The organism is Clavibacter rahimiani, assembly GCF_052654495.1.
Genome location: NZ_CP199790.1, coordinates 163,944 through 190,816, shown reverse-complemented (window position 1 = coordinate 190,816; position 26,873 = coordinate 163,944). Strand labels below are relative to the sequence as shown.

Genomic DNA, 26,873 nt, shown 5'->3' with positions numbered 1-26,873 from the left:
GCCCGGGGAAATCGATCCCCATACGGTGAGGACGTGAACATCGCGACCGCCATCTGGACCTCCGCCGTCGACCTGCTGATCGACGCCGTGCTCGGCCTCGCCTGGGTCCTGATCCTCGTGACGCTGCTGTCGACGGGGATCGGCACCCTGCCCGCCGCCGGCCTCGGCGTCCTCGTGCTCGCCGCCACCGCCGTGCTGATCCGCGGCATCGGCGTCGTGGAGCGCGCCCGGGCCGCAGCCGTCCACGACATCGTCATCACCCCGCCCGTCCGCCGGCGCACGCGGGTCACGAGCGCCTGGCGCCTCCTGACCCAGCCGCTCCTCGACCTCGTCGACCCGGTGACCTGGCGCCAGCTGCTGCACCACGCGCTGAGCATGGTGCTCGGCGGGATCTTCCTCACCCTCCTCCTCGCGGTGCCACCGCTCGCGGCGGCCGCCGGCGCGGGCGAGCTCGGCGTCGTGCCGGGCGGGGTCGCGTCCGGGGTGATCGCCGCCGTGCTCCTCGCCGCGGTCCTCCTCCTCTACGCGTGGGGCGCCGGCGCGCTCGACCGCGCGGTCTCCCCCGCGCTCCTCGGCACCAGCCGCACGGCCGCCCTGGAGAGCCGGGTCGACACGCTCGCGGACGCCCGGCAGGGCGCGGTCGACGCCGCCTCCACCGAGCGGCTCCGCATCGAACGCGACCTGCACGACGGGGTCCAGCCGCGGCTCGTGGCGCTCGCGATGACCCTCGGCATGGCCCGCGCCCGCATGGACACCGATCCCGCCGCCGCCCGCGAGCTCCTCGACCAGGCGCACCGCGACGCCAAGGACTCCATCACGGAGCTGCGGCAGCTGGCCCGCGGGATCCACCCGGCCGTCCTCACCGACCGCGGCCTCGACGCCGCCCTCTCGGCCGTCGCGTCCCGCAACGCCGTCCCCACGACCGTCCGGGTGGACCTCTCCGCCCGGCCCCGCCCGGAGGTGGAGGCGGTGCTGTACTTCGCCGTCGCCGAGGCCCTCACGAACGTCGCCAAGCACTCCGGGGCGACCCGCTGCTCCGTGGTGGTCGACGAGGTCCCGGGCGGCGTCCGCGCCGTGATCACCGACGACGGCCGCGGCGGGGCGACCCGCGACGGCAACCCCGGCGGCGGCCTCGGCGGCATGCACGACCGGGTGCGCGCCGCCGGCGGCACCCTGACCACCTCGAGCCCCCTCGGGGGCCCGACCGACGTGACCGTGGAGGTCCCGTGCGCATTGTGATCGCCGAGGACTCCGTCCTCCTCCGAGCGGGCCTCGAGCGCCTCCTCACCGACGCGGGGCACGAGATCGTGGCCGCCGTCGCCGACGCGTCCGCGCTCCTCGCGGCCGTCGACCGCGAACGCCCCGACCTCGCCATCGTGGACGTGCGGATGCCGCCCACCTTCACCGACGAGGGGATCCGCGCCGCGGTCCTCATCCGGGCGCAGGACCGCGACGCCGCCGTGCTCGTGCTCTCCCAGTACGTGGAGGAGCGCTACGCGGCCGACCTCATCGCATCGAACTCCGCCGGGCTCGGCTACCTGCTCAAGGACCGGGTCGCCGAGGTGGACGAGTTCCTCGCCGCCGTGGCCGAGGTCGGGGCGGGCGGCACGGTGTTCGACCCGGAGGTCGTCGCCCAGATCGTGGTGCGCTCCCGCCGCTCCGACGGGGTCGACGCCCTGTCGCCGCGCGAGGGCGAGGTCCTCCAGCTCATGGCGGAGGGACGCACCAACAGCGCCATCGCCCAGGCCCTCCACGTCTCGGAGGGCTCGGTCGAGAAGCACGTGTCGGCCATCTTCACCAAGCTCGACCTCCCGCCCGAGGGCGCCGGCAACCGCCGCGTGCTCGCCGTCCTGCGGTTCCTGGCGCGCGTCGCCGACCCGCGCGGCTGATCCACCGCCGCACCCGCTCCCGCTCCCTCTCCCCCGAACCCCTCGACAGAAGGCCCTCATGACCACCACCGCCCCCGCGGGCTCGCCCGCACCGCCCGCCCCGCCCGCGCCCCGCCGCCCGCGCACGCTCCGCATCGTGCTCCTGTCGGTCGGGTCCCTCGCGCTCCTCGCCCTCGTCGCGCTCCCGGTGGCGCAGGTCGTCGCCGCGGCCGACCGCGGCGACCGGTCGCGCACCAGCACGGTGAGCGAGCCGTTCGACGCCGTGTCGATCGACGTCGCCGGCGCCGACGTGCGGGTCGAGCAGGCCGACGTCGAGGAGGCGCGCATCGTCTTCCGCGCCGGCGACACGGCCCTCCGCGAGACCCACGTGGTGCGCGACGGCGAGCTCGAGGTCGAGCTGCGGAACCCCGGCTGGGGACTCCTCGACCTGCGGTTCGGGCCGTCGCGCGGCGCCGAGCTGGTGATCCAGCTGCCCGCCTCCACCGCCGACCGGGCCGTCGCGCTCGACGTGTCGTCCGCGGCCGGCGAGATCGGCCTGACCGGGGCGTTCGGCGACATCGAGGTCGACTCGGGCGCCGGGGAGGTGCGCCTCACGGGCAGCGTCGACGACCTCGAGGTCGAGAGCGGCGCGGGCGACCTCACCGCCGAGGCGCTCGAGGTGCGGGGCGAGGTCCGCACGACCAGCGCGGCCGGCGACACCGAGCTCGACCTCGCGACGGCGCCCACCTCGATGCGGGTGGAGACCACGGCGGGCGACCAGCGGATCCTGCTGCCGGCGGGCGACTACGCCATCACGACCGAGACCGTGATGGGCGCCGTGTCCAACGGGATCGGCAGCGACGCGTCGTCGCCGCGCGACTACGTGCTCGCGACGACCATGGGCGACATCACGGTCGACGCGCGCTGACGACGCGTCCTCCGCGCGGCCCCGCCGTGACGTCCGCTGCCGCGGGGGTCACGGCGTCGTCGCGTCCTGCGGCGCCGGGGCCGGCGGGGTGACCGGCGCGGCCCGCCGGACCGGCCCGACCGGCGGCAGCAGGCCCTGCTCGGCGGCGGCCGCGCGGGCGATGAGGAGGGTCGGGTCCTCGACCCCGCCCGCGGCGATGAGGGCGTCGAGCTCGGCGACGGGCATCCGCACCAGGCGCACCTGCTCGGACGGGTCGGAGCGGTCGGCGGTGCCCGCGGTGGTCGGCGTGCTGCAGGCGAACACGTGGATCGGCCAGGACGCGCGGCCCGGGTTCACGGCGTACGTGCGGAGGTGGCGGAGCTCCGGCGCGACGAGGCCGAGCTCCTCCTCGAGCTCGCGGCGGGCGGCCGCGGCGGGCTCCTCGTCGGCGTCGCCCGCGCCGCCGGGGAGGTCGAGGATCCACCGCCCGAGCGGGTAGCGGAACTGGCGCGCGAGCAGCACGTCGTCGCCGTCGATGACCAGGGTCGCGACCGCGAACGGCACGCTCTCGTCGACCTCGTACCGGGACGCGGACCCGTCCGGCAGCAGCACGTCGTGCTCGACGAGCGCGACGCGTCCGCGGTGCAGGTCACGTCGGCCGGTGGTGGACCAGGAGCGCTCGGGCTCGGGCTGCGGATCGGCGCTCGTCATCCCGCGAGCCTAGGGCGCGTCCGGAGCGCGACGCCGTGCCGTGATCGCGAGATGCGGCCGGTACCCGGGTCCGGTGCGCAGGTGCGTCTCGACCACGTCGAAGCCGGACGACGCGAGCGCGGCGGACAGGTCACCGACGGACCAGCGCCAGGCCCGCGTCACCGCGTGGTCGAAGGCCTCGGTCTCCGAGCCCGCGAACGCGCCGACGAGGAGATGACCGCCCGGGCGGATCGCGCGAGCGAGCTCCCCGAGCGGCTCCCCGATCGACGCGGGCGCGTGGTGGATGAGCGAGTACCAGGCGAGCACCCCGCCGAGCGCGCCGGTCGGCGCGTCGAGCGCGTCCATGCCGCCCACCGAGAAGGGGACGCCCGGATGCGCGCGCCGCGCGTGAGCGACGAACGCGGGGACCAGGTCGAGGCCCCGCACGTCCAACCCGCGTCCCGCCAGGAACGCGGTCCAATGGCCGGGGCCGCAGCCGGCGTCGAGCACGGGTCCCGTGATCCCGTCGGCCCAGTCGGTGACGAGCGCACGGTCCGCGGGGTGCACGGCCGACATGCTGCCGAGGCGCTCCGCGTACTCCGCGGCGCGGGCGTCGTAGGCGTCGCGCACGGTCGACGACGACGTCGCGCCCGACGCTCCCGTCACCGGGCGCCCCCGAGCGCCCGGGACCAGGCGACCTCGCGGGCGAGCTGGCCGCTCGCGCGGAACGCGACCACCTGGCGCGCGTCGGGCAGGGCGGCGGCGAGCGCGTCGCGGTCCGCCTCCGCGAAGCCGAGGCCGCGCCAGAACGGGCCCGACCGGCGCGAGAACAGCCAGGCGCGCTCCGCCCCGGCCGCCGCCGCCTCGGCGAGCGCGTGCCGGGCGAGCGCCGAGCCGAGGCCGTTGGAGCGGAGGGCGGGATCCACCGCCACGCTGCGGACGAGCGCGTGCCGCCCGTCGGCGCTGAGCTCGACGCCCGTGCTGCCGGTGATGCGGCCGGTTGCGTCGCGCTGGATCCAGAGCCGCACGCCCGGATCGTCGAGGCCCGTGACGGTGAGGTCCGCCGCGGCGAGGAACGCGTGCAGGGCCGCGACGTCGGCGGCACCCACGGGCGCGGGCGCGGGCGGGATCACAGCCCGGCTCCCATCCACATCCCGAGGCCCGCCGCCGCGATGGCGACCACGAGCATCCCCACGCCGTTCGCGAGCGCGGCCCCGACGCGTCCGGCCTGCGCCAGGCGCACCGTCTCGAGGCTCGCGGTGCTGAAGGTCGTGTAGCCGCCCATCAGGCCGCCGCCGAGGATCAGGAGCAGGTCGTGCGGGAGTCCGGCCTGCGCGGCGGCGCCCGTGAGGAGGCCGAGCCCGAAGGATCCGGTGACGTTGATCACGGTCGTGCCCACCGGGTACGCGCCGCCCGCCCTCCCGCGGACCGCGCCGTCGACGACGAGGCGGAGGGCGGATCCCACCCCGCCCGCGAGGCAGATGAGCGCGAAGACGAGCGGGCCGGTCACGACGGCGTCCCCGGGGCGCGGCCCGCGGCCGACCATCGGTGCAGCGCCGCCCCCGTCGCGATGCCGGCGACGGACGCCGTGGCGCCCGCGACGAGCGTGATCCCCGCGTACGCGAGCGCCGTGCCGAGCGCCGGCCCGGTGAGCGCGGCCGCGTCGGTGGCGAGGGAGCTGTAGGTGGTGAAGCCGCCGAGCACGCCCGTGCCGACCAGCAGCCGGATCCCGCGGCGCCGCCCCTCGTCGGGGCCGCGGCGGGCGAGCGCCTCGAGCAGCGCGCCGAGCGCGAAGGCGCCGACCACGTTGATCAAGAGGATCGTCAGGGGGAAGCCGCCCGCCGATGCGGGCCAGGTGAGCGCGAGCGCCTCGCGGACGCCGGTGCCCGCGGCGCCGCCGAGCGCGACGAGGCCCAGGGACGACCAGCGCAGGTGGACGGGACGACCGGGATCGACGGGTGCCGCGGGGAGGTCGAGCGGCGCGGCGTCGTCGGTCATGCGGTCTCCCCTCTCGGCGGGCGTGGCGGTGCCGGACGACGGGACGGTCGTCGACGAGGACGCCGAGGCCGGGGACGGACGGCGCCACCGCCGCGCCTCCCGGAGGAGGCCGGACCATTGAACCACGCGCCCCGGGACCGTCCCGGGCGTGCGCGGGACGGCCCGGTCCGCCCGGCTCAGTCGAGGGCGTAGAGGTCGAGATCCATCCGCAGCGGGACGGGCCAGGGCTCGGAGGCGTCCTCCTCCTCGTGCTCGTGCACCTCGAAGCGGACCGCGGAGCGGGGCGTCACGAGCACGGACACCCCCACGTTCCCGCTCGTGATGAAGTCGACGAACTGCGATCCCGCGTTCGCGGCGGCGACGATGCGCTCCTTGAGGCGGCCGACGTCCTCGCCGTCCTCCAGCTGGAAGCCCTGCCCGTCGATGCGGATGGTGGTGGTTGTGGTGATGTGCATGTGACCCTCGTGTCGAGCTGCACCGGGGGAGGCCCGGCGTCCTGTCGGAGCACCACGGGGTCTGGGCGAATGCTCTGGATCCCGAGGTTACGCGGCGGGCGACGGGCGGTCACCCCCTTGACAGGGGCACGACCGGCGACACAGGCGCCGCGGACCCCCGGGCTGCCCTGGTGGCGACGGGTGCCCACCGGTACCGTCGCAGCATGAACGCCCACGGCATCGTCGCCCCGCCCCCGCCTCCCGAGGGGCGCAAGGCCATGGGCCCCGCCTCCTACTTCCCGAGCATCGAGCGGACCTACGGGCAGCCGGCCCAGCACTGGATCGACCTCGCCGACGCGCGCTTCGACGACGAGCCGCACATGCAGGTCGTGGCCTGGCTGAAGGCGGAGCACGGCCTCGGCCACGGCCACGCGAACGCGGTCGTCGCGTTCGTGAAGGCCGGGCGCGCGTCGGCCTGACCGGCGTCGGACCGCCCGCGCCGCCGCCCGCGCGCCCGTAGCCTGGGCGCATGCGGACCCGCCGGATCGTCGTCGTCGCGTCGGCCTCGCTCCTCGGCGCGGTCGCCGCGGTGCTCCTGGCGAGCGAGGCGATCCACCGGCTCGCCAGCACGCGCGGCCTCGGCCGGCCGCCTGGCGAGGGAGGCCGCGAGGCGGTCGTCGTGCTCGGCTTCGGCGACGCCGGGCCGCGCGCGAACCGCGTCAACCGGTACCGCGTGCGGGCGGCGCTCCGCTCCGTCGACCCGCGTGCCGCGTCCACCGTGCTGGTGCTCTGCGGCGGATCCGTGATGGGCGACGAGCCCGAGGCCCGGATCCTCGCCCGCTTCGCCCGCGAGCTCGGCTACCGGGGCCCGATCGCCCTCGAGGAGGAGAGCCGGAGCACGCGCGAGAACGTCCGCAACGCGATCCCGCTCCTCGAGGACGTCGACACGATCCGCATCGCCTCGGACCCCGTGCACGCGGAGGAGGCGCGCCGGATCCTCCGGGACCTCCGCCCCGACCTCGCCGACCGCCTCGCGCGCGCCGAGGACTACCGCTTCGGGGAGGTCGCGTGGATGAAGCCGCTCGCCATCGCCGTGGCGCTCCTCCGGCGGGCGCGGGACGCGTCGCGCGCCTGAGCCGCGCGACCGTCCGCTCGAGGGGCCCGCGCGCGCCTACCGGATCCGCCGCCCGCGCGGGCCATCCCTCCCGAGGCGGCCGCGTCTCCCCAGGCCCCAGCCGCCCGCGCGCCGCGACGGTTAGCGTCTGCGGCGATGCGCACCCTCCACCCCCTCCTCGTCATGGACTACGCCTTCTCCTACCTCGGCGGCGCCCAGACGGCCGTCGTCCAGCAGGCGCTCGCGCTCGCCCGCGCGGGGCACCGGGTCACGGTCGCGGCGCCCGACGCCACCGGCGTCCGCGAGCTGCGGGGCACGGGCGTCGCGCTGCATGACGTCCCGCCCACGTTCCCCGTGCCGCTCCTCGGCCTGCCGCTCATCCGCGCCGACGCCGCCACCCGCCGGGACCTCGCCGGGCTGATGGACGCGGCCGGCACCGACCTCGTCCTCACCCACTCCGAGCACGGCCTCGCCGCGACGGCCCTGCGGCTCGGCCGCGAGCGCGGGATCCCGACGCTGCACACCGTGCACACCTTCTTCCTGCGCGGCCCGGCATGGGGCGGCGTCCTCGCGCCCGCCGTCCGGGCCGTCCACCGGGCGATGACCGGGCTGCCGGATCCGCGCGTGCGCCTGGCCCCGCGCCCGCTCGACAGCGCGCTCCGCGGCACGACGCTCGCCGCCTGCCGCGCGGCCGACCTCGTCCTCTCCCCCTCCGCGCACCAGGCCGTCGCCCTCCGGCGCGCGGGCCTGCCCGCCGTCGAGGTCCTCTCGAACACGAGCTGCGCCGCCCGCGCCGCCGCCGCCGCGCCCCCGTCCGACGGTCCGCTCCGGCTCGTGTGGGCGGCGCGCGTCGCGCCCGAGAAACGCCTCCCCGTGATGCTGCGGGCGATGGAGCTGGTCGCCCAGCGCGCCGCCCCGGGCACCGTGCACCTCGACCTCGCCGGCGGCGCACCGCGGGCGGCCGTCCCGCCCGGCGTCACCGTGCACGGCCGCGTCCCGACCGCGACCGTCACCGCGCTCCTCCGCGGGGCGCACGCGGCGGTCATCACCTCGCTCGGCTTCGACAACCAGCCCATGATCGCGATGGAGGCCTTCGCGGAGGGGCGGCCGGTGCTCGTCAGCGACCCCGTCCTCGCCGTCGAGTTCGGCGACGCCGCGCTGCGGGCGGATGCACCGGACGCCGAGGGCCTGGCCGCGACGATCCTCCGGCTGGCCGCCGACCGGAGCAGCCTCGCCGCGTCGGCCCGCGCGGCCGCGCACCTCGCGGCCTCCGTCGCCCCCGCCGCGCACGCCCGGGCCGTCGAGGAGGCGCACCGTCGCGTCGCCCGCATGCCCCGCGGATCCGCGCGCGCGTGAGCCGCCCGGCGGTCCGACGGCCCGCTCGGCACCGAGCCACCCGGCCGTCCGACGGCCCGCTCGTCCGTCCGTGGACAGCCGGCCCCGGCGCGCGTCCGCCCGTGGGAAGGTCTCCCGTGCGCATCCTCCTCTCCGTCGTCCGCCTCGCCACCGCGGCCGCCGCCCTCGTCGGCGTCGTCGCCCAGTACCGCGTCAACCTCGCCTACTGGCAGGGGCTCGGCGTCACGGGCATCGCGGGGAAGTCGCTCGACTTCGCGCTGTTCTTCACGGTCGAGGCGAACCTGCTCGCCGCGGTCGTCCTGGTGGTCGGCGGGGTGCGCCTCGCGCGCGGGCGGGCGGCGGATCCGAGCGTCGGCTGGGTCACGCTGCGGCTCGCCTCCACCGTCTACGTGGTCATCACCGGCCTCGTCTGGAACCTGCTCCTCCGCGGCCTGCCCGAGCCGCCCGCGCTGCACCTCGACTGGGCGAACCAGATCGTGCACGTCGCCGTCCCCGCGGTCGTGCTCCTCGACTGGCTCGTCGCCCCCGACCGCCGGCCGCTCCGGATGGGCGCCGTCGGCCGCGTCATCCTGTTCCCGCTCGTGTGGATCTCGGTCACGCTCCTCCGTGGCCCGATCACGGGCGACCAGGTCAGCGGATCCGCCACCTACTACCCGTACGGGTTCCTCGACCCGGCGTCGTCCCCCGGCGGCTACGGCACGGTCGCCGCGTACGTGGTCGCGCTGACGATCGCGGTGTGCGGCATCACGGCCGCGCTCATCGGGGCGTCGCGCCTCGGCGCCCCGGCCGCGCCGCGTCCCGCGCCGGTCCCCGCTATACGCTGAGCACGCGTCCGCCCGACGCGCCGCCCGACCGCGAGGAGCCGCCATCCCGACGATGCGAGAGGTCGCCGCACGCGCGGGGGTCTCGATCGCCACGGTCTCCTTCGTCGTCAACGGCACCAAGGCCGTCTCCGAGCCGACCCGCCGCGCGGTGACCGAGGCGATGCAGGAGCTCGGCTACCGCAACAACGTCGTGGCCCGCGCGCTCGCGAGCAAGCGCACCCGGATCGTCGCGCTCCTCTTCCCCGCCGACGTGCAGCGCCTCAGCCGCATCGCGCTGGAGATCTTCATGAGCGCCGCGACGCGCGCCTCGGAGCTCGGCTACCACCTCGTGCTCTGGCCCACCGGCACGTCGCCCGACGACGTGTCCGACCTCGTGAGCGGCCGGCTCGTCGACGGCGTCATCGTGATGGAGGTGCGGCTCGACGACGGGCGCATCCGCGAGCTCCAGGCCCTCGACGTGCCGTTCGTCTCCATCGGCCGCACCGAGGACACGACCGCCCTGCCCTTCGTCGACATGGACTTCGAGCGCACGGTCGCCGAGGGGATCGACCACCTGCACGCCCTCGGCCACCGCCGGTTCGGGCTCATGGTGGAGGACCTCGAGGGCGGACCCCTGCGCGGCTACGGGCCGACCACGCGCACCGAGCGCGCGTTCCGGGCGGAGGCCGCCGCGCGCGGGCTCCCCACCGCGGTCGTCCGGTGCGCGCCGACGCCGGTGGGCGGGCGCGCGGCGGCGGGCGAGCTGCTGGCCGCGGATCCGGGGATCACGGCGGTCATGCTCCTCAACGACCAGGCCGCCCGCGGCCTCATCTCCGGGCTCGGCCAGGCGGGCCGGAGCGTGCCGGACGACGTGTCGATCCTGTCGCTCGCGACGTCCACCGAGGTGGGCGCGCTCGTCGAGCCGGCGCTCAGCACCATGGACGCGCCGGGTCCCGAGCTCGGGCGCCTCGCCGTGGAGACGCTCCTGGCCCGGCTCGACGGATCCGCCGCCGAGCTCCCGCACGCGCTCCTGCCCTGTCGGCTGCACGTGGCCGCGTCGACCGGGCCGGCGCCGAGCGCCCGCTGACGGGCGGACGACGGACGACCGACGACGGACGACGGACGACCGACGCCGGCCGGCAGCGGGTGCCCGCGTCAGCTCGCGGCGGGATCCACCGGCTTCCACGCGCTGCCGTCGGCCGAGCTGCGCTCCACGGCGTCGAGCACGCGCTGCACGCGGAGGCCGTCGGCGAACGACGGCTGCGGCTCGCGGCCCTCGGCGATGTCGTGGACGAGGTCGCGCACCTGGTGGGTGAACGCGTGCTCGTAGCCGAGGCCGTGCCCGGTGGGCCACCACGCGGCGGTGTAGGGGTGCTCGGGCTCGGTGACGAGGATCCGGCGGAAGCCCAGCCGGTCGGCGGGCGCGGTCGCGTCGTACAGCTCGATCTCGTTGAGGCGCTCGAGGTCGAAGGAGATCGCGCCGTCGGATCCGCTGAACTCCAGCCGGAGCGCGTTCTTCCGGCCGGTGGCCATGCGGGTCGCCTCGAAGCTCGCGAGCGCGCCGGAGGAGAGCTTCCCGTTGAAGTAGGCCGCGTCGTCGACGGTCACCTTCCCGCGCTCGCTCGATGCGACGCCGCCGAGGCCGCGCGTCTCGGCGAGCAGCGGGCGCTCCTCGACGAACGTGCGGAGCAGGCCGCTCACCGCGTCGAGCGTGTCGCCGGTGATGAACTGCACGGCGTCGACGATGTGCGCGCCGATGTCGCCGAGCGCGCCGGATCCGGCCGCGTCCTTGTCGAGGCGCCAGGTCATGGGGCCCTCGGCGTCGGTCAGCCAGTCCTGGAGGTAGAGCGCGCGCACCTGGCGGAGCTCGCCGATCGCGCCCTGGGCGACGAGGTCGCGCGCGAAGGTGATGGCGGGCACGCGGCGGTAGCTGAAGCCGACCATCGCGCGGATCCCCTTCGCGGCGGCCTTCTCCGCGGCGGCGGCCATGATCTCGGCCTCCTCGACCGTGTTCGCGAGCGGCTTCTCGCACAGCACGTGCTTGCCCGCCTCGAGCGCCGCGACCGCGACCTCGACGTGCGTGCTGCCGGGCGAGCAGATGTCGACGACGTCGATGTCGTCGCGCTCGATCGCGGCGCGCCAGTCGGTCTCGGCGCGGTCCCAGCCCCAGCGGTCGGCGGCCTCCTGCGTGCGGGCCCGGTCGCGGCCGACGACGGAGACCATGCGCGGCGCGAGCGGCAGGTCGAAGAACGCGGGGGCGACGCGCCAGGCCTGCGAGTGGGCGGCGCCCATGAAGCCGTGGCCGATCATCGCGACGCCGAGGGCGCCTCCGGAGGAGCTCGGGGCGGGCTGCGTGTCGGACATGGGACTCCTTCGTCTCATACGGGGGTGCGGATCCGCGTGCGGGTGATTCGTTGCGGGTCGCACCGAATCTACGGGCAGCCGTAGGCCGCTGGCAAGGTAGCCCCTGGCATTGATGCCGAGCCTCATGGCTGCAATTGTCAGGGACAACCGTTTGTTAGACGATTATTGGTACACCGCCCCGTGATCACCTTCGGCCCCTGAGTCCATATTCGCGGCTAGGTGCCATATTGGCCACCCCTCGAGGGTTTCGCGGTCCGCGGGGGACAGCTCTTCAAGCACAGATGACAGTTCCTCGCGATCTCCAAGTAAAATATTGAGGCAAGCGTACTTAAGACCGACGTCGCTTTCCACGTCTCTCAGAATACTTCGACGTGTAGCTCTAATTGACTGGCGATCCCCCAAATTCAGCACTCCGAGGCGAAGACGCGTTTGCCACCTATTGATCTCATAAATGACGCCACCGCCACCCACCTGAGCAAGCCACTCCCCGAGACGGTCCGCGCCGGTCAAGAGATTTACGCGGAAATCGCCTACTGCTATGTCCGCAGCTGACAACAAATTGAGAAGCGTCTGGTTAGCAAGCGTGACCGCCAGGGCGCGATCGTCAAGAGCCTCATATGCGCCGACGATCTCTTCGAGGTGCAAATTCAGCGTAGAACCATAGTCCTCGACACTAAGTAACTCGTAAGCAGTTACGCGCCGCATAACGCTCGGATCATCAGTTGCTCGTTGCCGAATGCGAAATAAATCGCGGTGTTGAGGATGTAGCAGGTCACTTACTCGGCGGTGATTTGAATCCGAACCCTCTGTAACCAAGGCAAGTACCTTCATCGAACCTATGTCAATATTCAGTCGTCCAAATCCGTCTGTCGACATTTCAACTTCGTTTCCGAGCACGAAGGCTTGATGCAACCTCAGCAACGAACTTTTGGACTCGCCATCAATGACAGCCGGCTCAACCGCGGAATTTCTAAGACCTACGTAGTCTAGAACTGCAACCATCTTTTCGAGGAGAGTACGAATCTCGCCTAAGTCATCTTTATCGGGACTGGCAATTGGGGACGAGAACAGGGGCCGCCCATTTACCTCGACTGTCATGCCCTCGACAACGTTGAGAAAAAAGGAGAAGTCCTTCAGCTGGCTGCGAAGCTTGCCAGTAGAGGTTAAATCAAAACCTGCGCTTTTAGTGTCGTCACCCTCCGTCAAACGGAGCTGCAATCCGGGTGACAATGTCAGATGCGTCTCGGTTTTATTGAGGCGCAATAACGTTACGTCGTTGTACGTGACAGAGCCACACGTAATAGGCATACCCAGTGGCGACGACTGAAAGCCTGTCGGGAAGACGGTCATGTCGATATCGACCGGAAGCGTCAAGCCACTCGTTGTAGTTGCGGTAACAACGAAATCCGTCTCATCGAGGTTATAGATAGTTGGCTGATCGTCTTCTAGCTTTTGTGTCGAGTACAGATTTATGCTTTTGAGGTTGTCAAATACATCAGCAAATCCACCCTGAGCCTTACCTTGCTTTCTCGCCTCCAACGCGAGGTTAACAATCCTATGCACGTCTGAGGGCTTGTCAGGAAACGCACGCATCGGAACAGAGATGGTTTTTTGCCCTGACGATAAGGCCAAAAGCCACCGGTCAATCCGAAAAGGATTGAGCAACGCATATAATACTCGGCGCCTGCTCCCATCGGGAGACATGGGTACATAAAAGTACAAGCCCCCTCCATCGTTGCGAAAAAATCGCAGCGTTTCAAGGTCTATGGCAAAGGACACCGGCTTATCGGCGTCCCTGACCTTAGAGGAAGTCGTGCGGCCCTTAACCTGTACAGGCACTCGGCCAAGCAGGTTTGCCTTTGTCTTCTTATCAGAATTGTAGATATCAATATGGCCATCCGTCAGAGGAGTTTTATCATTGGCGGTTATATAATCAGTAAGGCGCGGGCATCGCGCGAGGATGTCACTGACTGCGTTGACAGCGAGGGTTTCAACATTCGTCACACCTCATTCTCGCGCAATACCGGGACCTTTGCCGTGCTCATGGCGGCAGTTGATGCCCGAATGTGACTTAGGACCGGGAGACTGCAGACCGGCGCTTCTGTTTCCCCGCGGACAAGCGGGCCCGCTACCACCGCTACGTCGAATGACTCTGGCGCTTACGAGCGCTGTCGCCCATAGGAGAAGGGCGGCACCCTTATGGCCTTGGCACCGGGCGCCGGATGGAGTCGCCCTTGGGATTTCCGCTGTCGCGGTGCGGGGTGCGGGGTGCGGGGTGCTAGCACCGTCACCGACTCCGGCGGCGCGACGCGGACCGCGGTGGCGCGGCGCGCAGGTGCTCGGTGACGCGGCCGAGGATCCGCGCGAGGTGGCCGGCGTCGGCGTCCGACAGCGGCGCGAAGAGGAGCCCGTGCACGGTCTGGATGTGCCCGGGGAACACGGCGGCGAGCACCTCGCGGCCCGCGTCGGTGAGGGCGACCACGGTGCTGCGCTCGTCGTCCGGCGACGGCGAGCGGGTGACGAGGCCGCGCTGCTCGAGGAGCTGCGCCTGGTAGGTGAGGCCGCTGCGGCTGTAGACGACGCCATCGGCGAGGTCGGTCATGCGCAGGTGGCCGTCCGGCGCGTCGCCGAGCCGCGCGAGCAGCTGGAACTGGACGTAGCTGAGGCCGCCCGCGTCGCGGAGCTGCGCCTCGACCGCGGGGCGCAGCAGGCTGCCGACCTCCGTGAAGGCGAGGTAGGCGCCGAGCTGCGTCGGCGTCAGGGATCGGGGGGCATCCGTCATGGATCCCATCCTAGGTGTTGCTTCGCATTCGAAGCAGTGTTAGCGTCATGTCATTGCTTCGAACTCGAAGCACAATGCGAAGGGGAAGACCATGAAGGCAGTGCAGTTCCAGGAGATCGGCGGACCCGAGGTCCTCCACGTCGTCGACGTCGCGGCACCCGAGCCGGGTGCCGGGCAGGTGCGGATCCGCGTCGCCGCGTCGGCGTACAGCGCGGCGGACGCCGGCATGCGGGGCGGCTTCCTGCCCATCCCGATCCAGCTCCCGCACATCCCCGGCTACGACGTCGCGGGCACCGTGGACGCGGTCGGCGAGGGCGTGACGGGCGTCGCGGTGGGCGACGCGGTCATCGCCTTCCTCCCGATGGAGCGCGACGGCGCCGCCGCCGAGCTGGTCGTCGCGCCGGCTGAGGCCGTGGTCGCGGCGCCGACGAGCATCCCGCTGGCCGACGCGGCCGCCCTGCCGTCGGTCGCGCTGACCGCGTGGCAGGCCCTCGTCGACGACGGCCGCCTCGAGCGGGGCCAGCGCGTGCTGGTCGTCGGTGCCGGCGGCGTGGTCGGCAAGTACGCCGTCCAGCTCGCGAAGCGCCTCGGCGTGCACGTGATCGCGACCGCCAGCCCCCGCAGCGAGGCGGCCGTGCGCGCCGCCGGAGCGGACCAGGTCGTCGACCACACGACGACCGACCTGCTCGGCGCGCTCGACGGCCAGGTCGACGTGCTGCTCAACCTGGCGCCGATCGCGCCGGAGACCTTCGCGTCCTACGTCGCCGCGGTGCGCGACGGCGGCGCCGTGGTGAGCACGACGGCCTTCATGGCGACCCCCGGCGACGACGCGCGCGGCGTGCGGGCGGCCACCGTGTTCGTCCGGCCGGACCGGGAGCGGCTCGCGGAGCTGGTGGCGCTCGTCGACGCCGGCGCGCTGACGGTGGAGGTCACGCGGCGCATCGCGCTCGACGAGCTCCTCGCGCTGCACGCGGAGGCCGAGGCGGGGCGCATCGCCGGGAAGGTGATCGTCCTGCCCTGATCCGCTACTGCGAGAGCTCGCGGTCGAGCCGGTCGAGGAGCGCCTCGAGCGAGACCTCGAACTCCTCGTCGCTGCGGTCCTCGCTGAGCAGCTCGCGGAGGCGGCGCACCTCGGGCGCGGAGTCGAGGGTCATGTTGCCGTCGCCCTCGGGGATGGCCGCGCCGCCCTCGTCGAGCGGCTCCTCGGCGGGGCCCGCCTCCGCGCCGCGCACCACGGACTGCAGGAGCAGCTGGCCGAGCAGGAAGCTGCTGAACGCGCGGTAGGCGTTGACCGCCTGCGGATCCGTGAAGCCGTTGCGGGTCAGCGCGGTGAGGAACCGGTCGACGACCTCCACGCTGCGGAGCGGCGGCCGCAGCCAGGGCGCGGCCGGGTGCCGGGTCGCCACGAGCGGGAACGCCTTCGGGTGGTCGGTCGCGATCCGGCGCACCTCGTGCGCGACCGTCTGGAGGAACGCCTGCCAGTGCTCCCCCTGCGCCTCGTCGAGGCGCGCGGTGAGGTGCCCCATCAGCGAGGCCACGATGCCCTCGAGCAGGTCCTCCTTGCCGTGGACGTAGCGGTAGAGGGACATGGCCTCCACGCCGAGCTCCTGCGCGAGCGACCGCATCGACAGGCCCTGCGTGCCCGAGCGGTCGATCTGCCCGAGCGCGGTCTCGACGATGAGCTCGCGGCTGAGCTTGGCGGCGGCCTGGCCCGTCCTGCTGGTCCTGTCGCGTGCGGCCACGGCGGATGCCTCCCTGACGGGTGCGCGGTCCGGGCAGCGCGGTGCTGGAGACGATCGCATCCGAGGGGTTCACGGTAGCGCGCCTTACGGCGTAAGGTCAGAATCGCGCTTACACCGTAAGCCAGATGAGACGGCTGCCCGCCGACCCGGGTCGCGGACACCGCCTCGGACGCCACCACCCTCGACCCTCCGGCCACCACGCCGGGGAACAGGAGCATCACCATGATCGACTCCCGCGACATCGGCAGCATCGTCGGCGCCACCGTGCACGACACGGACGGCGACAAGATCGGATCCGTCGGCCAGGTCTACGTCGACCCCGACACGAACGCGCCCCTCTGGGCCACCGTCAAGACGGGCCTCTTCGGCACGTCCGAGTCCTTCGTCCCGCTCGAGGGCGCGGACTGGGATCGCGAGACCCTCACGGTCCGCTACGACAAGGCGAAGGTGAAGGACGCCCCGCGCGTCGACGCCGACGGCGCCCTGAGCGAGCAGGAGGAGGACGCCCTCTACGCGCACTACGGCCTCGGCGGCGGATCCACCAGCACCACCACGGGCACCGGCACGCAGGGCCTGTTCGACCAGGACGAGCACGCGGGCGTCGACGGCGACCGCGGAGTCGACCGCGACCGTGACCGCGACGGCGTGGTCGGCCACGACACCTCCGGCCCCACCACCGACGACGCCATGACCCGCTCCGAGGAGCAGCTCCACGTCGGCACCGAGCGCGTCCAGACGGGCCGCGCCCGCCTCCGCAAGCACGTCGTCACCGAGCAGCAGACCGTGACCGTCCCCGTCAGCCACGAGGAGGTCCGCCTCGAGCGCGAGCCCATCACCGACGCGAACGTCGGCGCCGCGACCTCCGGGCCCGACCTCTCCGACGAGGAGCACGAGGTCGTCCTCACCGAGGAGCGCCCCGTCGTCCAGATGGAGACCGTCCCCGTCGAGCGCGTGAAGCTCGGCACGGAGACCGTGACCGACGAGCGCACCGTCACCGAGGACGTCCGCCACGAGGAGATCGAGGTCGACGGCGACACGGACGGCACCACCCGCCGCTGACCCGCCCGCACCACCCCGATGCCGGGACGACCGCCGGTCGTCCCGGCATCGGTCGGGCGGATCCCGCAGCTCCGCCCGGCTGAGCACCACCGCACCACCCGCACCACCACCGCCGACGCCCCGCGTCGGCCCACCCGACCCTGAAAGGGCCACCCCATGGACTTCCCCGCCGTACTGCAGGACGGGCTCGCCGCGGTCATCGCGTTCGTGCCCCTCGCCCTGCTCTTCCTGCTCATCCTGATCGTCGGCCTGATCGTCGCGAAGCTCATCTCGAAGGCCCTCGACAAGCTGCTCGAGAAGGTCGGCTTCGACCGCCTGGTCGAGCGCGGCGGCATCAAGAAGGCCCTCGCCGGGTCCAAGCTCGACGCCTCCGACATCGTCGCGAAGATCGTGTACTACACGCTCGTGCTGTTCGTCCTGCAGTTCGCCTTCGGCGTCTTCGGGCCGAACCCGGTGAGCGACCTGCTCCAGGGCATCATCGGCTTCCTGCCGAAGATCATCGTCGCGATCATCATCGTGGTCATCGCGTCGGCCATCGCCGCCGGCGCCAAGGGCCTCATCCAGAACACCCTGGGCGGCCTCTCCTACGGGAAGCTCCTCGGCAACATCGTCGCCGTGTTCATCCTGTTCCTCGGCGTGACCGCGGCCCTCAACCAGATCGAGGTCGCGACGACCGTCACCACCCCGATCCTCATCGCCGTGCTCGCGATCATCGCCGGCGTGATCATCGTCGGTGCCGGCGGCGGCCTCATCAAGCCGATGCAGGCCCGGTGGGAGGCCATGCTGACGAAGGCCGAGGAGGAGGCCCCGAAGATCCAGCAGCACGCGCAGAACGCCCCGAGCGTGCAGCAGCAGGCCAAGCAGGCGCAGCAGAAGGCGCAGGACTCCTCGCGCCCCCGCCGCGCCTAGTCCCACCCCGCGCTCCCGTCGCCGCTCTCTGCGGCCGGGACGCGACCCGCACGCGACGACGGCCGGATCCCCTCGGGGGTCCGGCCGTCGTCGTGCGTGGTGCGGGTGGTGCCGTGCCGCTACTCCGCGGAGCGCAGGCGGCGGCGGGCGACGACGGCGCCCGCGCCGACGAGCGCCAGCAGCGCGCCGATGCCGCCGAGCCCGAGGGCCGCGGCGCCGTCGGTGCCCGTGACGGGCAGCGTGTCGTCGTGGTGCGCGGCCGGCTTCTGGGTCGGCTTGTGGATCGGCTTCGGGGCGGTGCCCGCGGGCTCGATCGAGGGCGCGGTCGGCGCCGGGGTGGGCGTGCCGGGCAGCGTGGGCAGGCCCGGGATGACCGGTCCGCCCACGTCCGCGCCGGTGAGCTCGACGGTGCCCCCCTGCGTGAGGCCCGACTCGAGGCCCGCGACGGACACCCGGTAGGTGCCCGGCTGGACGTCGCCGAACAGGATGATCGGCTGCGCGAAGGTGCCGTCGACATCGGCGCGCACGAGGTCCTTCAGCGAGCGGGTCCCGACGCCGACGCCGCCGTTCGCGTCGCTGAGCTGGATCACGCGGCCGTCGGGCGCGGTGACCGTGACCTCGACGGCCTCGTAGCGGAGGTAGCCGGTCGCGGTGACCTTCAGCCCGCCGAGGATGCTGGTGGCCTCGGTGACGGAGATCGGCGAGATGGTGGAGAACGACGCCGCGGCGCGGACGAACGGGCCGACGGGTGCCTCGGCGAAGCGCACCAGGCCGCGGATCTCGCCCTTGATCGTGAGGTCGAGGCCGACCTGCGTGAGGGTGACGCTCGCGGTCCTCGAGTCCTGCAGCAGCTCGGTGAAGCTCGCGGGGAACGCGTACGTGCCGTCCGCGCCGACGATGCCGATGCCGGCGATCGACTCGACGCCCACGGCGTTGAAGTAGCTGGCGGTGACGATGCTGCCCGCGGTGCCGGTGCCGGCGAACGGCACGGCCTCGTTGATCGGCAGGGCGACGCCGCGGTCCGGCGTGGTCCAGGTGAAGGGCAGCTCGACGACGGGCGCGGTCGGCTCGAGCGTCGGGAGGCCGGTCGTGGGCGCGCCGGGGGTCGCGGTGCCGGGAGCCGGGGCCGGCGCGGTCTCGACCGGCGCGTCGGCGACGGGTGCGGTCTCCTCGGGGACCTCGGTGGGCGCGGGCGTCGGGGTCGCGTCCTCGGCCGGGGCCTCGACGGCCGGGGTCGGGGTGGCGACGGGGGTCGGCGCGGCGGTGGGCGCCTCCGCGGCCGGGGTCGCCTCGGCGACGGGCGCGACGGGGACGGTCTCGGCGTGGGCGGCGGGCGCCATCGCGAGGGGCAGGATCACGAGCGACGCCGAGAGGCAGGCGCCCGCGGCTGCGCGGCGGAAGGACCGGCCGCGGCCGGCGGCGGGGGTGGGACGGGTCATGACATCTCCAGTGGTGCCGACCGCCCGTCCGCATCGTGCTGCGCTGCGGCCGTGCGGGAGTGGGACTGCGCTCCGGGGTCTCGGGAACGCCGGGGGAGGATCTGCTCCCCACCGCCGACTGTAGGGATTCCCGGTACTCACCTGGGGAAATATCTGGGGCGGTGTGACGCGTGGGACGCCTGGGGCCCGGAGTTGCGCGGGTGACACGCGGGATCGGCCCCCGCACTGGGGGTCCGAGGGGCCGACTCCCGGGATCCGGAGCCGTCCGGCGTCAGACGACGGGCGCCAGCACGAGGTCGTCGCCCGCGACCGCGACGAGCACGGCCTGGTCGCGGCCGACCGCTCGACCCGTCACGGACGGCAGGTCGAGGAGCGCGCGCGGCGGGACGAGGCCGTGGCCCGCGTCGGTCAGCCGGTGCACGAGCTCGCGTCGGGGGAGGCGTCGCGTCGGCTCCTCGGCGAGCGCGCGCACGACGACGAGGTCCATCGGATCCAGGTCCAGCGGCACGCCCGCGAGCCACGCCTCGCCGGACACCGGGTCGAGCACGAGGTCGCCCGCGGTGACGAGGGCCGGCGCCAGGCCGCGGCGGCGGAAGAGCACGCGGAGCGTGTCGACGACCTCCTCGAGCCCGAACGGCTTGGTGACGTAGTCGTCGGCGCCCGCGCCGAACGCGGCGAGCCGGTCCTCGAGCGAGTCGCGCCCGGTGAGGAACAGCACGGGCGACGCGACGCCCGCGCGGCGCAGCTCCGCCACGACCTCCACGCCCGAGACGTCGGGCAGCATCATGTCGAGCAGGATCGCGTCGGGCGCGGCCTCGACGGCGGCGTCGATCGCGGCCCGGCCGGTGGCGAAGACGCGCACCTCCCAGCCCTCCATCCGCAGCGCGAGCGACAGGAGCTGCGTGATGGGCGCCTCCTCGTCGACCACGAACACACGGAGCGCCCGGGGAGCGGGGCCGGGCAGGGCCTCCTCGTCGTCGCGGGCGGCGGGGCTCACGGTGCCGGTCATGCGGATCCTCTTCCATTGGGCGGGTGCCGCCGCCGGCCCGTGGGGGCGGGCCGGCGGCGGATGCTCCTCGCGGAGCGCCTCCTCGCGGGGACGCGTCCTCGCGGAGCGGCGGCCGGGGGTGGGCCGCTCCCCCATCCTCGCGACCGGGGAGGGCCGGGGCGTCATCCGCGGGGACCGTCACGGGTAGTCCCTACGGAGTGCACGGGCGGAGCATCGGAGTCCATGAGGAGGCGCACGGCGCGTCCGCAGGCGGGCGGGCGCCGCTGGGCGGACGGCCGCCTACCGGCCCGGGCGGCGGATCCGCGAGACTGATCCGCACGCCGACCTCACGGATCACCCCGCCCCGGCGTCTACCCGGTGTGGAGATGATGCAGCCGTTCGACAGGGTCGTGACCGAGCACGGCGCCGTGGTGCTCCGCGTGTGCCGGGCCGTGCTCGGCGGGCACGCGGACGCGGAGGACGCGTGGTCGGAGACGTTCCTGTCGGCGCTCCTCGCCTACCCGCGTCTCGGGCCGCGCGCCGACGTGCGGGCCTGGCTCGTGACCATCGCGCACCGCAAGGCCCTCGACGCGATCCGCGCCCGCGGCCGCCGCGCGCTCCCCGTCGACGAGGTGCCCGAGCGGGTGTCCGACCTCGGCGTGCCCGGATCCGACGACCCGGACCTCTGGCGCGCGGTCGCCGCCCTGCCCGAGCGGCAGCGGCTGGCGGTCGCGTACCGCTACCTCGGCGGGCTGCCGTACGCGGAGGTGGCGGCGATCGTCGGCGGCACCCCCGAGGCCGCGCGACGGGCAGCGGCCGACGGGGTCGCGAGCCTGCGCCGGACGATGGGCGCGGATCCGCCGGGGAACGACCGCTCATCCGCACCCGCACCCGCACCCGCCGCGACCGCTGGAGGACGACCGTGACCGACCCCGCAGACACCACCCCCTTCCCCGACGCCGACGCCGACGCGCTCGAGCGCACGGACCCGACCGCGCCCGCCCTCGACGCCCTGCGCCTCCGCCTCGCGGACGCGGCCGAGGACCGGGGCGCGCTCGACGTCGGCTTCACGACGATCGACTCCCCCGTCGGCCCGCTGCTGCTCGCCGCCACCGAGCGCGGCCTGATCCGCGTCGCCTACTCCCGGGAGGACCACGACACCGTGCTCGGCGACCTCGCGCGGCGGCTCGGCCCGCGGATCCTCCGCGCCCCGAAGCGCCTCGACCGGGCCGCCCGTGAGCTCGACGAGTACTTCGCCGGCCGCCGCCGCTCCTTCGACCTGCCGCTCGACCGCCGCCTCTCCACCGGGTTCCGCGACCGCGTGCAGCAGCTGCTGCCCGGCATCCCGTACGGGTCCACGCGCACCTACCGCGAGGTCGCCGAGACCGCGGGCAGCCCGGCGGCCACGCGCGCAGTCGGCACGGCGTGCTCGACGAACCCGCTGCCCGTCGTGATCCCCTGCCACCGCGTGCTCCGCTCTGACGGCACGCTCGGCGGCTACATCGGCGGGCTCGCGGCGAAGACCACGCTGCTCCAGCTGGAGGGCCGCATCTGACGCGAGCGGCGCCGGCGGACGTCCCCCGTGAGGCGGACGCGCGCGCCGGCCCCGATGCCTAGCGTGGGGCCATGGACGACGAGCGGACGCCGGCCGATCCCGCGGAGACCGAGGACGACCCGGACCAGAACACGACCCTCGGCATCGTGTTCGGCATGCTCGGGCTGGTGCTGATGCTCACGCTCGAGGACACGCGCGTGGCCGGGCTGCCGTTCCTGGTGCTCGGCATCACCTTCTTCATCATGGGGATCCGGACCGCCGCGGGGAAGCGCGACATCGCGGCGACCGACGGCGAGCAGCCCCCGCCCCCGCCACCGGCGACGTGAACGGCCGGTGACGAGGCCGTCCGCTCCCGCCCGCGGGCGCCGACGGCACCCCGCGTCACCGTAGGGTGAGCGGATGCCCGAGCGCCCGCCACCGGCCACCCGCGGCATCCGCCGCCAGCTGCTGCGGCCGGCCCAGGCCATCGTCGCCGCGTTCGCCGGCGTCATCCTCATCGGGACCGCCGTGCTGATGCTCCCCGTCGCCAAGCAGGGGCCGGGCGGCGCGAGCTTCATCGAGGCCCTGTTCACGGCGACGTCCGCCGTCTGCGTCACCGGTCACGTCGTCGTCGACACCGCCACGTACTGGACGCCGCTCGGGCAGGTGACCATCCTGCTGCTGATCCAGGTCGGCGGGTTCGGCATCATGACCTTCGCCAGCGTCATCGGGCTCGCGGTCGTGCGGCGCATGTCGCTGCGCTCGCGGATCACCGCCGCGGCCGAGGCGCACAGCACCGGCCTGGGCGACCTCCGCGGGCTCCTGCTCGGGGTCGTGCGGATCACGCTGGTCGCCGAGGCCCTCGTCGGCGTCGCGCTCGCGCTCCGCTTCTGGCTCGGCTACGGCGAGCCGTTCGGCCGCGCGGTCTGGCTGGGGGCGTTCCACTCGGTGTCGTCGTTCAACAACGCCGGCTTCTCGCTCTTCAGCGACAACCTCGTGTCCTACGCGACCGATCCCCTCATCTGCCTGCCCATCGCGGCGTCCATCATCGTCGGCGGGCTCGGCTTCCCCGTGATCGTGCAGCTGCGCCGCCACCTCACGCTGCCCCGCGTCTGGACCGTCACGACCCGGCTGGTGCTCGCCGGCACGCTCGCGCTGCTCGTCCTCGGCACCGTCTACATCACCGCCATCGAGTGGTCGAACCCGAGGACCCTCGGCGCCCTCGACTGGCCGGGCCGCATCCTCGCCGGGTTCTTCACGTCCGTGCAGACCCGCACGGCCGGCTTCAACAGCATCGACATCGGCGCGATGGATCCCGCGAGCTGGTTCGGCATGGACGCCCTGATGCTCATCGGCGGCGGCCCCGGCGGCACGGCGGGCGGGATCAAGATCACGACCTTCGCCGTGCTGTTCTTCATCCTCGTCACCGAGCTCCGCGGCGAGCGCGCGGTCAACGTGCTCGGCAAGCGGCTCCCCCGCTCGGTGCAGCGCGAGGCCATCACCGTCGTCCTCCTCGCCGTCGCGGTCGTGGTCACCGCCACCGTCACGCTGATGCTGATCACCGACGTCAGCACGGACCGCCTCCTGTTCGAGGTCGTCTCCGCGTTCGGCACGGTCGGCCTGTCCACGGGCATCACCGCGGACCTGCCCACGGCCGGGCAGCTGATCCTCATCGTCCTGATGTTCATCGGCCGCCTCGGCCCCATCACCTTCGCGACGGCGCTCGCCCTGCGCCCGCGCCGCATCACCTACGAGCTCCCCCAGGAAAGGCCCGTCATTGGCTAGGTTCCCCTCCTTCGTCCGATCCCCCACCACGCGGATAGCGCAGGCGGACTCCGTCGCCGTCATCGGCCTCGGCCGCTTCGGCAGCGCGCTCGCCCTGGAGCTCATGGCCAGCGGCGTCGAGGTGCTCGGCATCGACGACCGGGAGGAGGTCGTGCAGGACCACGACGGCCTGCTCACGCACGTGGTGCGCGCCGACGCGACGAAGGAGGACGTGCTCCGGCAGCTCGCCGTGCCGGAGTTCGACCGGGTCGTGGTGGCCATCGGCGGCGACCTGCAGGCCAGCATCCTCACGGCGTCCCTGCTGCTGAAGCTCGGGATCCCGACCATCTGGGCGAAGGCGGTCAGCGAGCCGCACAGCGAGATCCTGGGCCAGCTCGGGGTGCACCACATCGTGTCGCCGGAGAAGGACATGGGCCAGCGCGTCGCCCACCTGGTGCGCGGGGCCATGGAGGACTACATCGAGATCAGCCGGGACTTCGCGATCGTGAAGACCACCCCGCCGAACGCGATCCTCGGGATCCCCATGTCCGAGACGCGCGTGCGGGCGACCTACGGCGTCACCGTCACGGCGTTCCACCGGCCCTCCGCCGGGTGGACCTACACGAGCCTCGACACGGTCCTGCAGGAGGGCGACATCGTCCTCGTCGCCGGCGCCCCGGACCGGGTCGAGGCGTTCAGCCAGCTCCGGTGATCGCGGGCGGCCCTCGGAAGCTCAGCCCTCGGGGTAGGCGGTCGACCGGCTCCGCTCGGCCCAGGCGTCGATGTCGGCGCGCAGGTCGTCGAGCGCGCCCGTGACGATCTCGATCGCGTCGCCGCCGAGGAGCAGGTAGTAGGGAGCGCCCGCCTCGACCGCCTCCACGAGCACGCGCGCGCCGAGCACGGGGTCGTTCGGCTGCGTGCCGTCGACCGTGTCGTTCTCCTTGCGGCGCTTGCCGGCGGTCTCGGCGTAGTCGTCGATCACGGTGGCCGACTGCGTGAGCGAGCGGCCCGAGAAGTCGGTGCGGAAGGACCCGGGCGCGACGACCGTCGCGACGATCCCGAGCGGCTCCAGCTCCGTGCGGAGCGCCATCGTCATCTGCTCGATCGCGGCCTTCACGGCGCCGTAGTAACCGGATCCCGCGCCCGTGCGGGCAGCGCCGATCGACGAGAGGTTGACGATCGTGCCGCTGCGGCGCTGGCGCATGCCGGGCAGCACGGCCTTGATCATGCGGACGCTGCCGTGGAACTGGGTGTCGAACAGGCGCGCGACGTCGGCCTCGTCGCCTTCCTCGACGGCGGCGCGGTAGCCGTAGCCCGCGTTGTTCACGAGCACGTCGACGCCGCCGAAGCGCGCGGTCGCCTCGTCGACGGCGAGCGACACCTGCGCGGGGTCGGTCACGTCGAGGTCGAGCGCGAGGGCGTGCTCGGGGAAGCGGTCGGCGAGGTCCTGCACGGCCGCGGCGTCGCGGGCCGTGACGACGACGTCGTTCCCGCGCGACAGCGCCTCCTCCGCGAACGCGCGCCCGAGCCCCGTGGAGCATCCCGTGATCAGCCAGGTCGTCATGCGCGTTCCTCTTCCTCGTGGATGCGGTGGGCGCGGCCGAGCGGCGCGTCCCCTGCCGAGGCTAGGCGCATCGCGGGGCGGCGGGGAGCGGGCGACGGGCGGATGTCCGCGGAGATCACCCGGCACCCCCACCGAAAGCGAGCACACGAATTGTTACAGCACTCAAGCAATTTCCGTCGGGGCAGACGAGGGAATCCGGCCAGCAGGCAGCCCGCGGACGAGAAGAAAGCCCCCGGGGTCTCATGCCGGGGGCTTTCTCGAACGGGCGGACGTGGTCTCGTTGATCCCGTGTCCGGCGACGAGCGCCGGCTGAAGCCGAGGAGTCTCTCCTCCTTGCCTCGTGTCCACTATCACGGACCACCCCCCTCCGTGCAAGGGCCTTGCGAGATCTCCCTGCTTCCGTCCAGTGGGAGGATGCGGCCCAGCGGCTCCTGCCGCGCGCGGCGCCGTCGACGGCGCCCGTCGAACCCCGATCCGACAGGAGCGACCCGATGGACACGACGCCCCCGCCGCCCCCGCAGGGCCCCCGGATCCTCGTCAGCGCGGCCTTCTCGACCCGCCAGCGGGTGGCGACGGCCGTCCTCGCGGTCCTCCTGGTCGGCGGCGTGGTCCTGCTGCGCGGGATCACCGTCACGGCGCTCGCGTACGCGTTCTTCGTCGTGATCGGCGTCGTGCTGTCGGCCGTCGACCTCCGGCTGCGGATCATCCCGAACCGCATCGTGGTCCCGGCGACCGGCGTCGCGCTCGTCCTCCTCGCGGCGGCCAGCGCCCTCGATCGCGACGGCGCCCTGCACTCCGGCGACGTGGGCCAGGTGGTGCGCGTCGTCCTCGGCGGTGCGGCTCTCTTCCTGACATTCCTGGTGCTCGCGCTGATATCCCCCGGAGGGCTCGGGATGGGGGATGTGAAATTCGCCGCGTTCATCGGAATCCATCTCGCATTCGAGGGGTGGCGGGAATTGCTCTACGGCGCCGCGGCGGGATTCATCGGAGCGGCCGTCGTGGGTGCGGTGCTCCTCCTGACGCGACGCGTCGCGCGCTCCTCGAGCATCCCCTTCGGCCCCCTCATGTTCCTCGGGGCCGGCGTGGTGCTCGCGGTCGGAACAGGGGGCTGACCAGCACATGTCCCGTCCGGCGTCGGATCGGGCAGCCCCTCATCCGCCAAACGAACAAGTCCCCCGAACGGGGGCTGTCGGGAAATGGCGGCGGGGTTAGCATTGGCGAACCGGGGGGATACGGTGCTCGATAGGTCTCAAGCTTAGGTCGGGCGCTGGTGAACTTCGGTGAAGGTCTCGTTAACCCCAACCAAAGGACACATCGTGCTGTCACTTCTCGTCTCTCTGCAGTCCCTGCTCGTCACCACGAAGGACCGTCTCTCCCGCGAGGAAGAGGGAGCCACGGCCGTGGAGTACGGCCTCATCATCGGCCTCATCGCCGTGGCCATCATCACCGTCCTCATCGTGCTCGGTCCGCAGCTCGCCGCGCTCTTCCAGGGCGTGAGCGGCCAGCTGCCCGCCGTCAAGTCCACGGCACCGACCACCCCGTAACGCGAGGTCCCCGC

At 73.2% G+C, this 26,873-nt stretch carries 31 protein-coding genes; 18 read left to right on the top strand and 13 right to left on the bottom strand.

Features of this window, described 5'->3' with window-relative positions; genetic code table 11:
* Positions 1-33 precede the first annotated feature (33 nt).
* Genes ACT7CP_RS00940 through ACT7CP_RS00930 form a run of 3 tightly spaced genes read left to right on the top strand, consistent with a single transcriptional unit; the run spans position 34 to position 2,796 of the window.
* Positions 34-1,239 carry a sensor histidine kinase gene (locus ACT7CP_RS00940; RefSeq protein WP_445442997.1) on the top strand — a complete coding sequence of 402 codons (1,206 nt, stop codon included), beginning with the start codon at positions 34-36 and terminating at the stop codon, positions 1,237-1,239.
* Positions 1,227-1,889 carry a response regulator gene (locus ACT7CP_RS00935; protein WP_413962016.1) on the top strand — a complete coding sequence of 221 codons (663 nt, stop codon included), beginning with the start codon at positions 1,227-1,229 and terminating at the stop codon, positions 1,887-1,889. Before ACT7CP_RS00940 ends, ACT7CP_RS00935 begins: the two co-directional genes overlap by 13 nt.
* 58 nt (positions 1,890-1,947) lie before the next feature.
* On the top strand, positions 1,948-2,796 hold the full coding sequence (locus ACT7CP_RS00930; RefSeq protein ID WP_445442996.1) for a DUF4097 family beta strand repeat-containing protein: 849 nt from the start codon (positions 1,948-1,950) through the stop codon (positions 2,794-2,796).
* 48 nt (positions 2,797-2,844) lie between these two features.
* Here the strand turns inward: ACT7CP_RS00930 and ACT7CP_RS00925 are convergent, their stop codons facing one another.
* The 6 genes from ACT7CP_RS00925 to ACT7CP_RS00900 form a co-directional block, all read right to left on the bottom strand.
* On the bottom strand, positions 2,845-3,486 hold the full coding sequence (locus tag ACT7CP_RS00925) for an NUDIX hydrolase (RefSeq protein WP_445442995.1): 642 nt from the start codon (positions 3,484-3,486) through the stop codon (positions 2,845-2,847).
* A gap of 9 nt (positions 3,487-3,495) precedes the next feature.
* A complete protein-coding gene (locus tag ACT7CP_RS00920; protein ID WP_445442994.1) occupies positions 3,496-4,131 on the bottom strand; it encodes a class I SAM-dependent DNA methyltransferase in 636 nt (211 codons plus the stop codon).
* Positions 4,128-4,598, bottom strand: a complete 471-nt coding sequence (locus tag ACT7CP_RS00915; RefSeq protein WP_445442993.1) for a GNAT family N-acetyltransferase — start codon at positions 4,596-4,598, stop codon at positions 4,128-4,130. The genes ACT7CP_RS00920 and ACT7CP_RS00915 overlap by 4 nt, the downstream gene beginning before the upstream one ends.
* Positions 4,595-4,975, bottom strand: coding sequence for a fluoride efflux transporter FluC (locus ACT7CP_RS00910; RefSeq protein ID WP_445442992.1), 381 nt, complete (start codon positions 4,973-4,975; stop codon positions 4,595-4,597). Before ACT7CP_RS00910 ends, ACT7CP_RS00915 begins: the two co-directional genes overlap by 4 nt.
* Entirely contained in the window at positions 4,972-5,463 is a 492-nt protein-coding gene (locus ACT7CP_RS00905) for a fluoride efflux transporter FluC (RefSeq protein WP_445442991.1), read from the bottom strand. Before ACT7CP_RS00905 ends, ACT7CP_RS00910 begins: the two co-directional genes overlap by 4 nt.
* 176 nt (positions 5,464-5,639) lie before the next feature.
* A complete protein-coding gene (locus ACT7CP_RS00900) occupies positions 5,640-5,918 on the bottom strand; it encodes a hypothetical protein (protein ID WP_413962009.1) in 279 nt (92 codons plus the stop codon).
* A gap of 203 nt (positions 5,919-6,121) precedes the next feature.
* On the opposite strand from ACT7CP_RS00900, the gene ACT7CP_RS00895 reads away from it, so the two are divergent.
* From ACT7CP_RS00895 to ACT7CP_RS00875, 5 genes are all read left to right on the top strand, one after another.
* Positions 6,122-6,376 (top strand): DUF4287 domain-containing protein, encoded by a 255-nt coding sequence (locus tag ACT7CP_RS00895; RefSeq protein ID WP_445442990.1) that lies wholly within the window; start codon positions 6,122-6,124, stop codon positions 6,374-6,376.
* Positions 6,377-6,426: 50 nt separating this feature from the next.
* Positions 6,427-7,032, top strand: coding sequence for a YdcF family protein (locus ACT7CP_RS00890; protein WP_445442989.1), 606 nt, complete (start codon positions 6,427-6,429; stop codon positions 7,030-7,032).
* A 135-nt stretch (positions 7,033-7,167) separates the two neighbouring features.
* The gene (locus ACT7CP_RS00885; RefSeq protein ID WP_445442988.1) at positions 7,168-8,367 is read left to right on the top strand and encodes a glycosyltransferase family 4 protein; all 1,200 of its coding nucleotides are present in this window, start codon (positions 7,168-7,170) and stop codon (positions 8,365-8,367) included.
* 116 nt (positions 8,368-8,483) lie between these two features.
* Entirely contained in the window at positions 8,484-9,191 is a 708-nt protein-coding gene (locus ACT7CP_RS00880; protein WP_445442987.1) for a Pr6Pr family membrane protein, read from the top strand.
* 52 nt (positions 9,192-9,243) lie between these two features.
* Entirely contained in the window at positions 9,244-10,257 is a 1,014-nt protein-coding gene (locus ACT7CP_RS00875; RefSeq protein ID WP_445442986.1) for a LacI family DNA-binding transcriptional regulator, read from the top strand.
* Positions 10,258-10,325: 68 nt separating this feature from the next.
* Here the strand turns inward: ACT7CP_RS00875 and ACT7CP_RS00870 are convergent, their stop codons facing one another.
* From ACT7CP_RS00870 to ACT7CP_RS00860, 3 genes are all read right to left on the bottom strand, one after another.
* Entirely contained in the window at positions 10,326-11,534 is a 1,209-nt protein-coding gene (locus ACT7CP_RS00870) for a Gfo/Idh/MocA family protein (protein WP_445442985.1), read from the bottom strand.
* 162 nt (positions 11,535-11,696) lie between these two features.
* The gene (locus ACT7CP_RS00865) at positions 11,697-13,538 is read right to left on the bottom strand and encodes a DUF4365 domain-containing protein (RefSeq protein WP_445442984.1); all 1,842 of its coding nucleotides are present in this window, start codon (positions 13,536-13,538) and stop codon (positions 11,697-11,699) included.
* Between the two features lie 283 nt (positions 13,539-13,821).
* Complete coding sequence (locus ACT7CP_RS00860) at positions 13,822-14,316, bottom strand: MarR family winged helix-turn-helix transcriptional regulator (RefSeq protein ID WP_445442983.1); 495 nt, start codon at positions 14,314-14,316, stop codon at positions 13,822-13,824.
* Between the two features lie 91 nt (positions 14,317-14,407).
* Between ACT7CP_RS00860 and ACT7CP_RS00855 the strand changes: the two genes are divergently transcribed.
* On the top strand, positions 14,408-15,337 hold the full coding sequence (locus ACT7CP_RS00855; protein ID WP_445442982.1) for an NADP-dependent oxidoreductase: 930 nt from the start codon (positions 14,408-14,410) through the stop codon (positions 15,335-15,337).
* A gap of 4 nt (positions 15,338-15,341) precedes the next feature.
* Here ACT7CP_RS00855 and ACT7CP_RS00850 read toward each other — a convergent pair whose 3' ends face one another.
* The gene (locus ACT7CP_RS00850; RefSeq protein ID WP_445442981.1) at positions 15,342-16,058 is read right to left on the bottom strand and encodes a TetR/AcrR family transcriptional regulator C-terminal domain-containing protein; all 717 of its coding nucleotides are present in this window, start codon (positions 16,056-16,058) and stop codon (positions 15,342-15,344) included.
* 222 nt (positions 16,059-16,280) lie between these two features.
* Between ACT7CP_RS00850 and ACT7CP_RS00845 the strand changes: the two genes are divergently transcribed.
* Together ACT7CP_RS00845 and ACT7CP_RS00840 are read left to right on the top strand one after the other, a co-directional pair.
* Complete coding sequence (locus ACT7CP_RS00845) at positions 16,281-17,117, top strand: DUF2382 domain-containing protein (RefSeq protein WP_445442980.1); 837 nt, start codon at positions 16,281-16,283, stop codon at positions 17,115-17,117.
* 156 nt (positions 17,118-17,273) lie between these two features.
* Positions 17,274-18,026 carry a mechanosensitive ion channel family protein gene (locus ACT7CP_RS00840; RefSeq protein ID WP_413961998.1) on the top strand — a complete coding sequence of 251 codons (753 nt, stop codon included), beginning with the start codon at positions 17,274-17,276 and terminating at the stop codon, positions 18,024-18,026.
* A gap of 119 nt (positions 18,027-18,145) precedes the next feature.
* On the opposite strand, the gene ACT7CP_RS00835 is transcribed toward ACT7CP_RS00840, so the two are convergent.
* Entirely contained in the window at positions 18,146-19,465 is a 1,320-nt protein-coding gene (locus tag ACT7CP_RS00835) for a sortase (RefSeq protein ID WP_445442979.1), read from the bottom strand.
* Between the two features lie 271 nt (positions 19,466-19,736).
* Positions 19,737-20,474: a response regulator transcription factor gene (locus tag ACT7CP_RS00830; RefSeq protein ID WP_445442978.1), complete on the bottom strand. Its 738-nt coding sequence runs from the start codon at positions 20,472-20,474 to the stop codon at positions 19,737-19,739.
* Positions 20,475-20,842: 368 nt separating this feature from the next.
* Between ACT7CP_RS00830 and ACT7CP_RS00825 the strand changes: the two genes are divergently transcribed.
* The 5 genes from ACT7CP_RS00825 to ACT7CP_RS00805 all read left to right on the top strand — a co-directional run bounded on the left by ACT7CP_RS00825 (position 20,843) and on the right by ACT7CP_RS00805 (position 24,463).
* Positions 20,843-21,379, top strand: coding sequence for an RNA polymerase sigma factor (locus ACT7CP_RS00825; RefSeq protein WP_445444003.1), 537 nt, complete (start codon positions 20,843-20,845; stop codon positions 21,377-21,379).
* Positions 21,376-22,008, top strand: coding sequence for a methylated-DNA--[protein]-cysteine S-methyltransferase (locus ACT7CP_RS00820; RefSeq protein ID WP_445442977.1), 633 nt, complete (start codon positions 21,376-21,378; stop codon positions 22,006-22,008). Before ACT7CP_RS00825 ends, ACT7CP_RS00820 begins: the two co-directional genes overlap by 4 nt.
* A gap of 71 nt (positions 22,009-22,079) precedes the next feature.
* Positions 22,080-22,334 carry a hypothetical protein gene (locus tag ACT7CP_RS00815; protein WP_445442976.1) on the top strand — a complete coding sequence of 85 codons (255 nt, stop codon included), beginning with the start codon at positions 22,080-22,082 and terminating at the stop codon, positions 22,332-22,334.
* A 73-nt stretch (positions 22,335-22,407) separates the two neighbouring features.
* Positions 22,408-23,772 (top strand): TrkH family potassium uptake protein, encoded by a 1,365-nt coding sequence (locus ACT7CP_RS00810; protein WP_445442975.1) that lies wholly within the window; start codon positions 22,408-22,410, stop codon positions 23,770-23,772.
* On the top strand, positions 23,765-24,463 hold the full coding sequence (locus ACT7CP_RS00805) for a potassium channel family protein (RefSeq protein WP_307504921.1): 699 nt from the start codon (positions 23,765-23,767) through the stop codon (positions 24,461-24,463). The genes ACT7CP_RS00810 and ACT7CP_RS00805 overlap by 8 nt, the downstream gene beginning before the upstream one ends.
* A gap of 21 nt (positions 24,464-24,484) precedes the next feature.
* Here ACT7CP_RS00805 and ACT7CP_RS00800 read toward each other — a convergent pair whose 3' ends face one another.
* Positions 24,485-25,315, bottom strand: coding sequence for an oxidoreductase (locus ACT7CP_RS00800; RefSeq protein WP_445442974.1), 831 nt, complete (start codon positions 25,313-25,315; stop codon positions 24,485-24,487).
* A gap of 491 nt (positions 25,316-25,806) precedes the next feature.
* On the opposite strand from ACT7CP_RS00800, the gene ACT7CP_RS00795 reads away from it, so the two are divergent.
* A complete protein-coding gene (locus tag ACT7CP_RS00795; protein WP_445442973.1) occupies positions 25,807-26,427 on the top strand; it encodes a prepilin peptidase in 621 nt (206 codons plus the stop codon).
* 204 nt (positions 26,428-26,631) lie between these two features.
* Entirely contained in the window at positions 26,632-26,859 is a 228-nt protein-coding gene (locus ACT7CP_RS00790; protein ID WP_445442972.1) for a Flp family type IVb pilin, read from the top strand.
* Positions 26,860-26,873 lie beyond the last annotated feature (14 nt).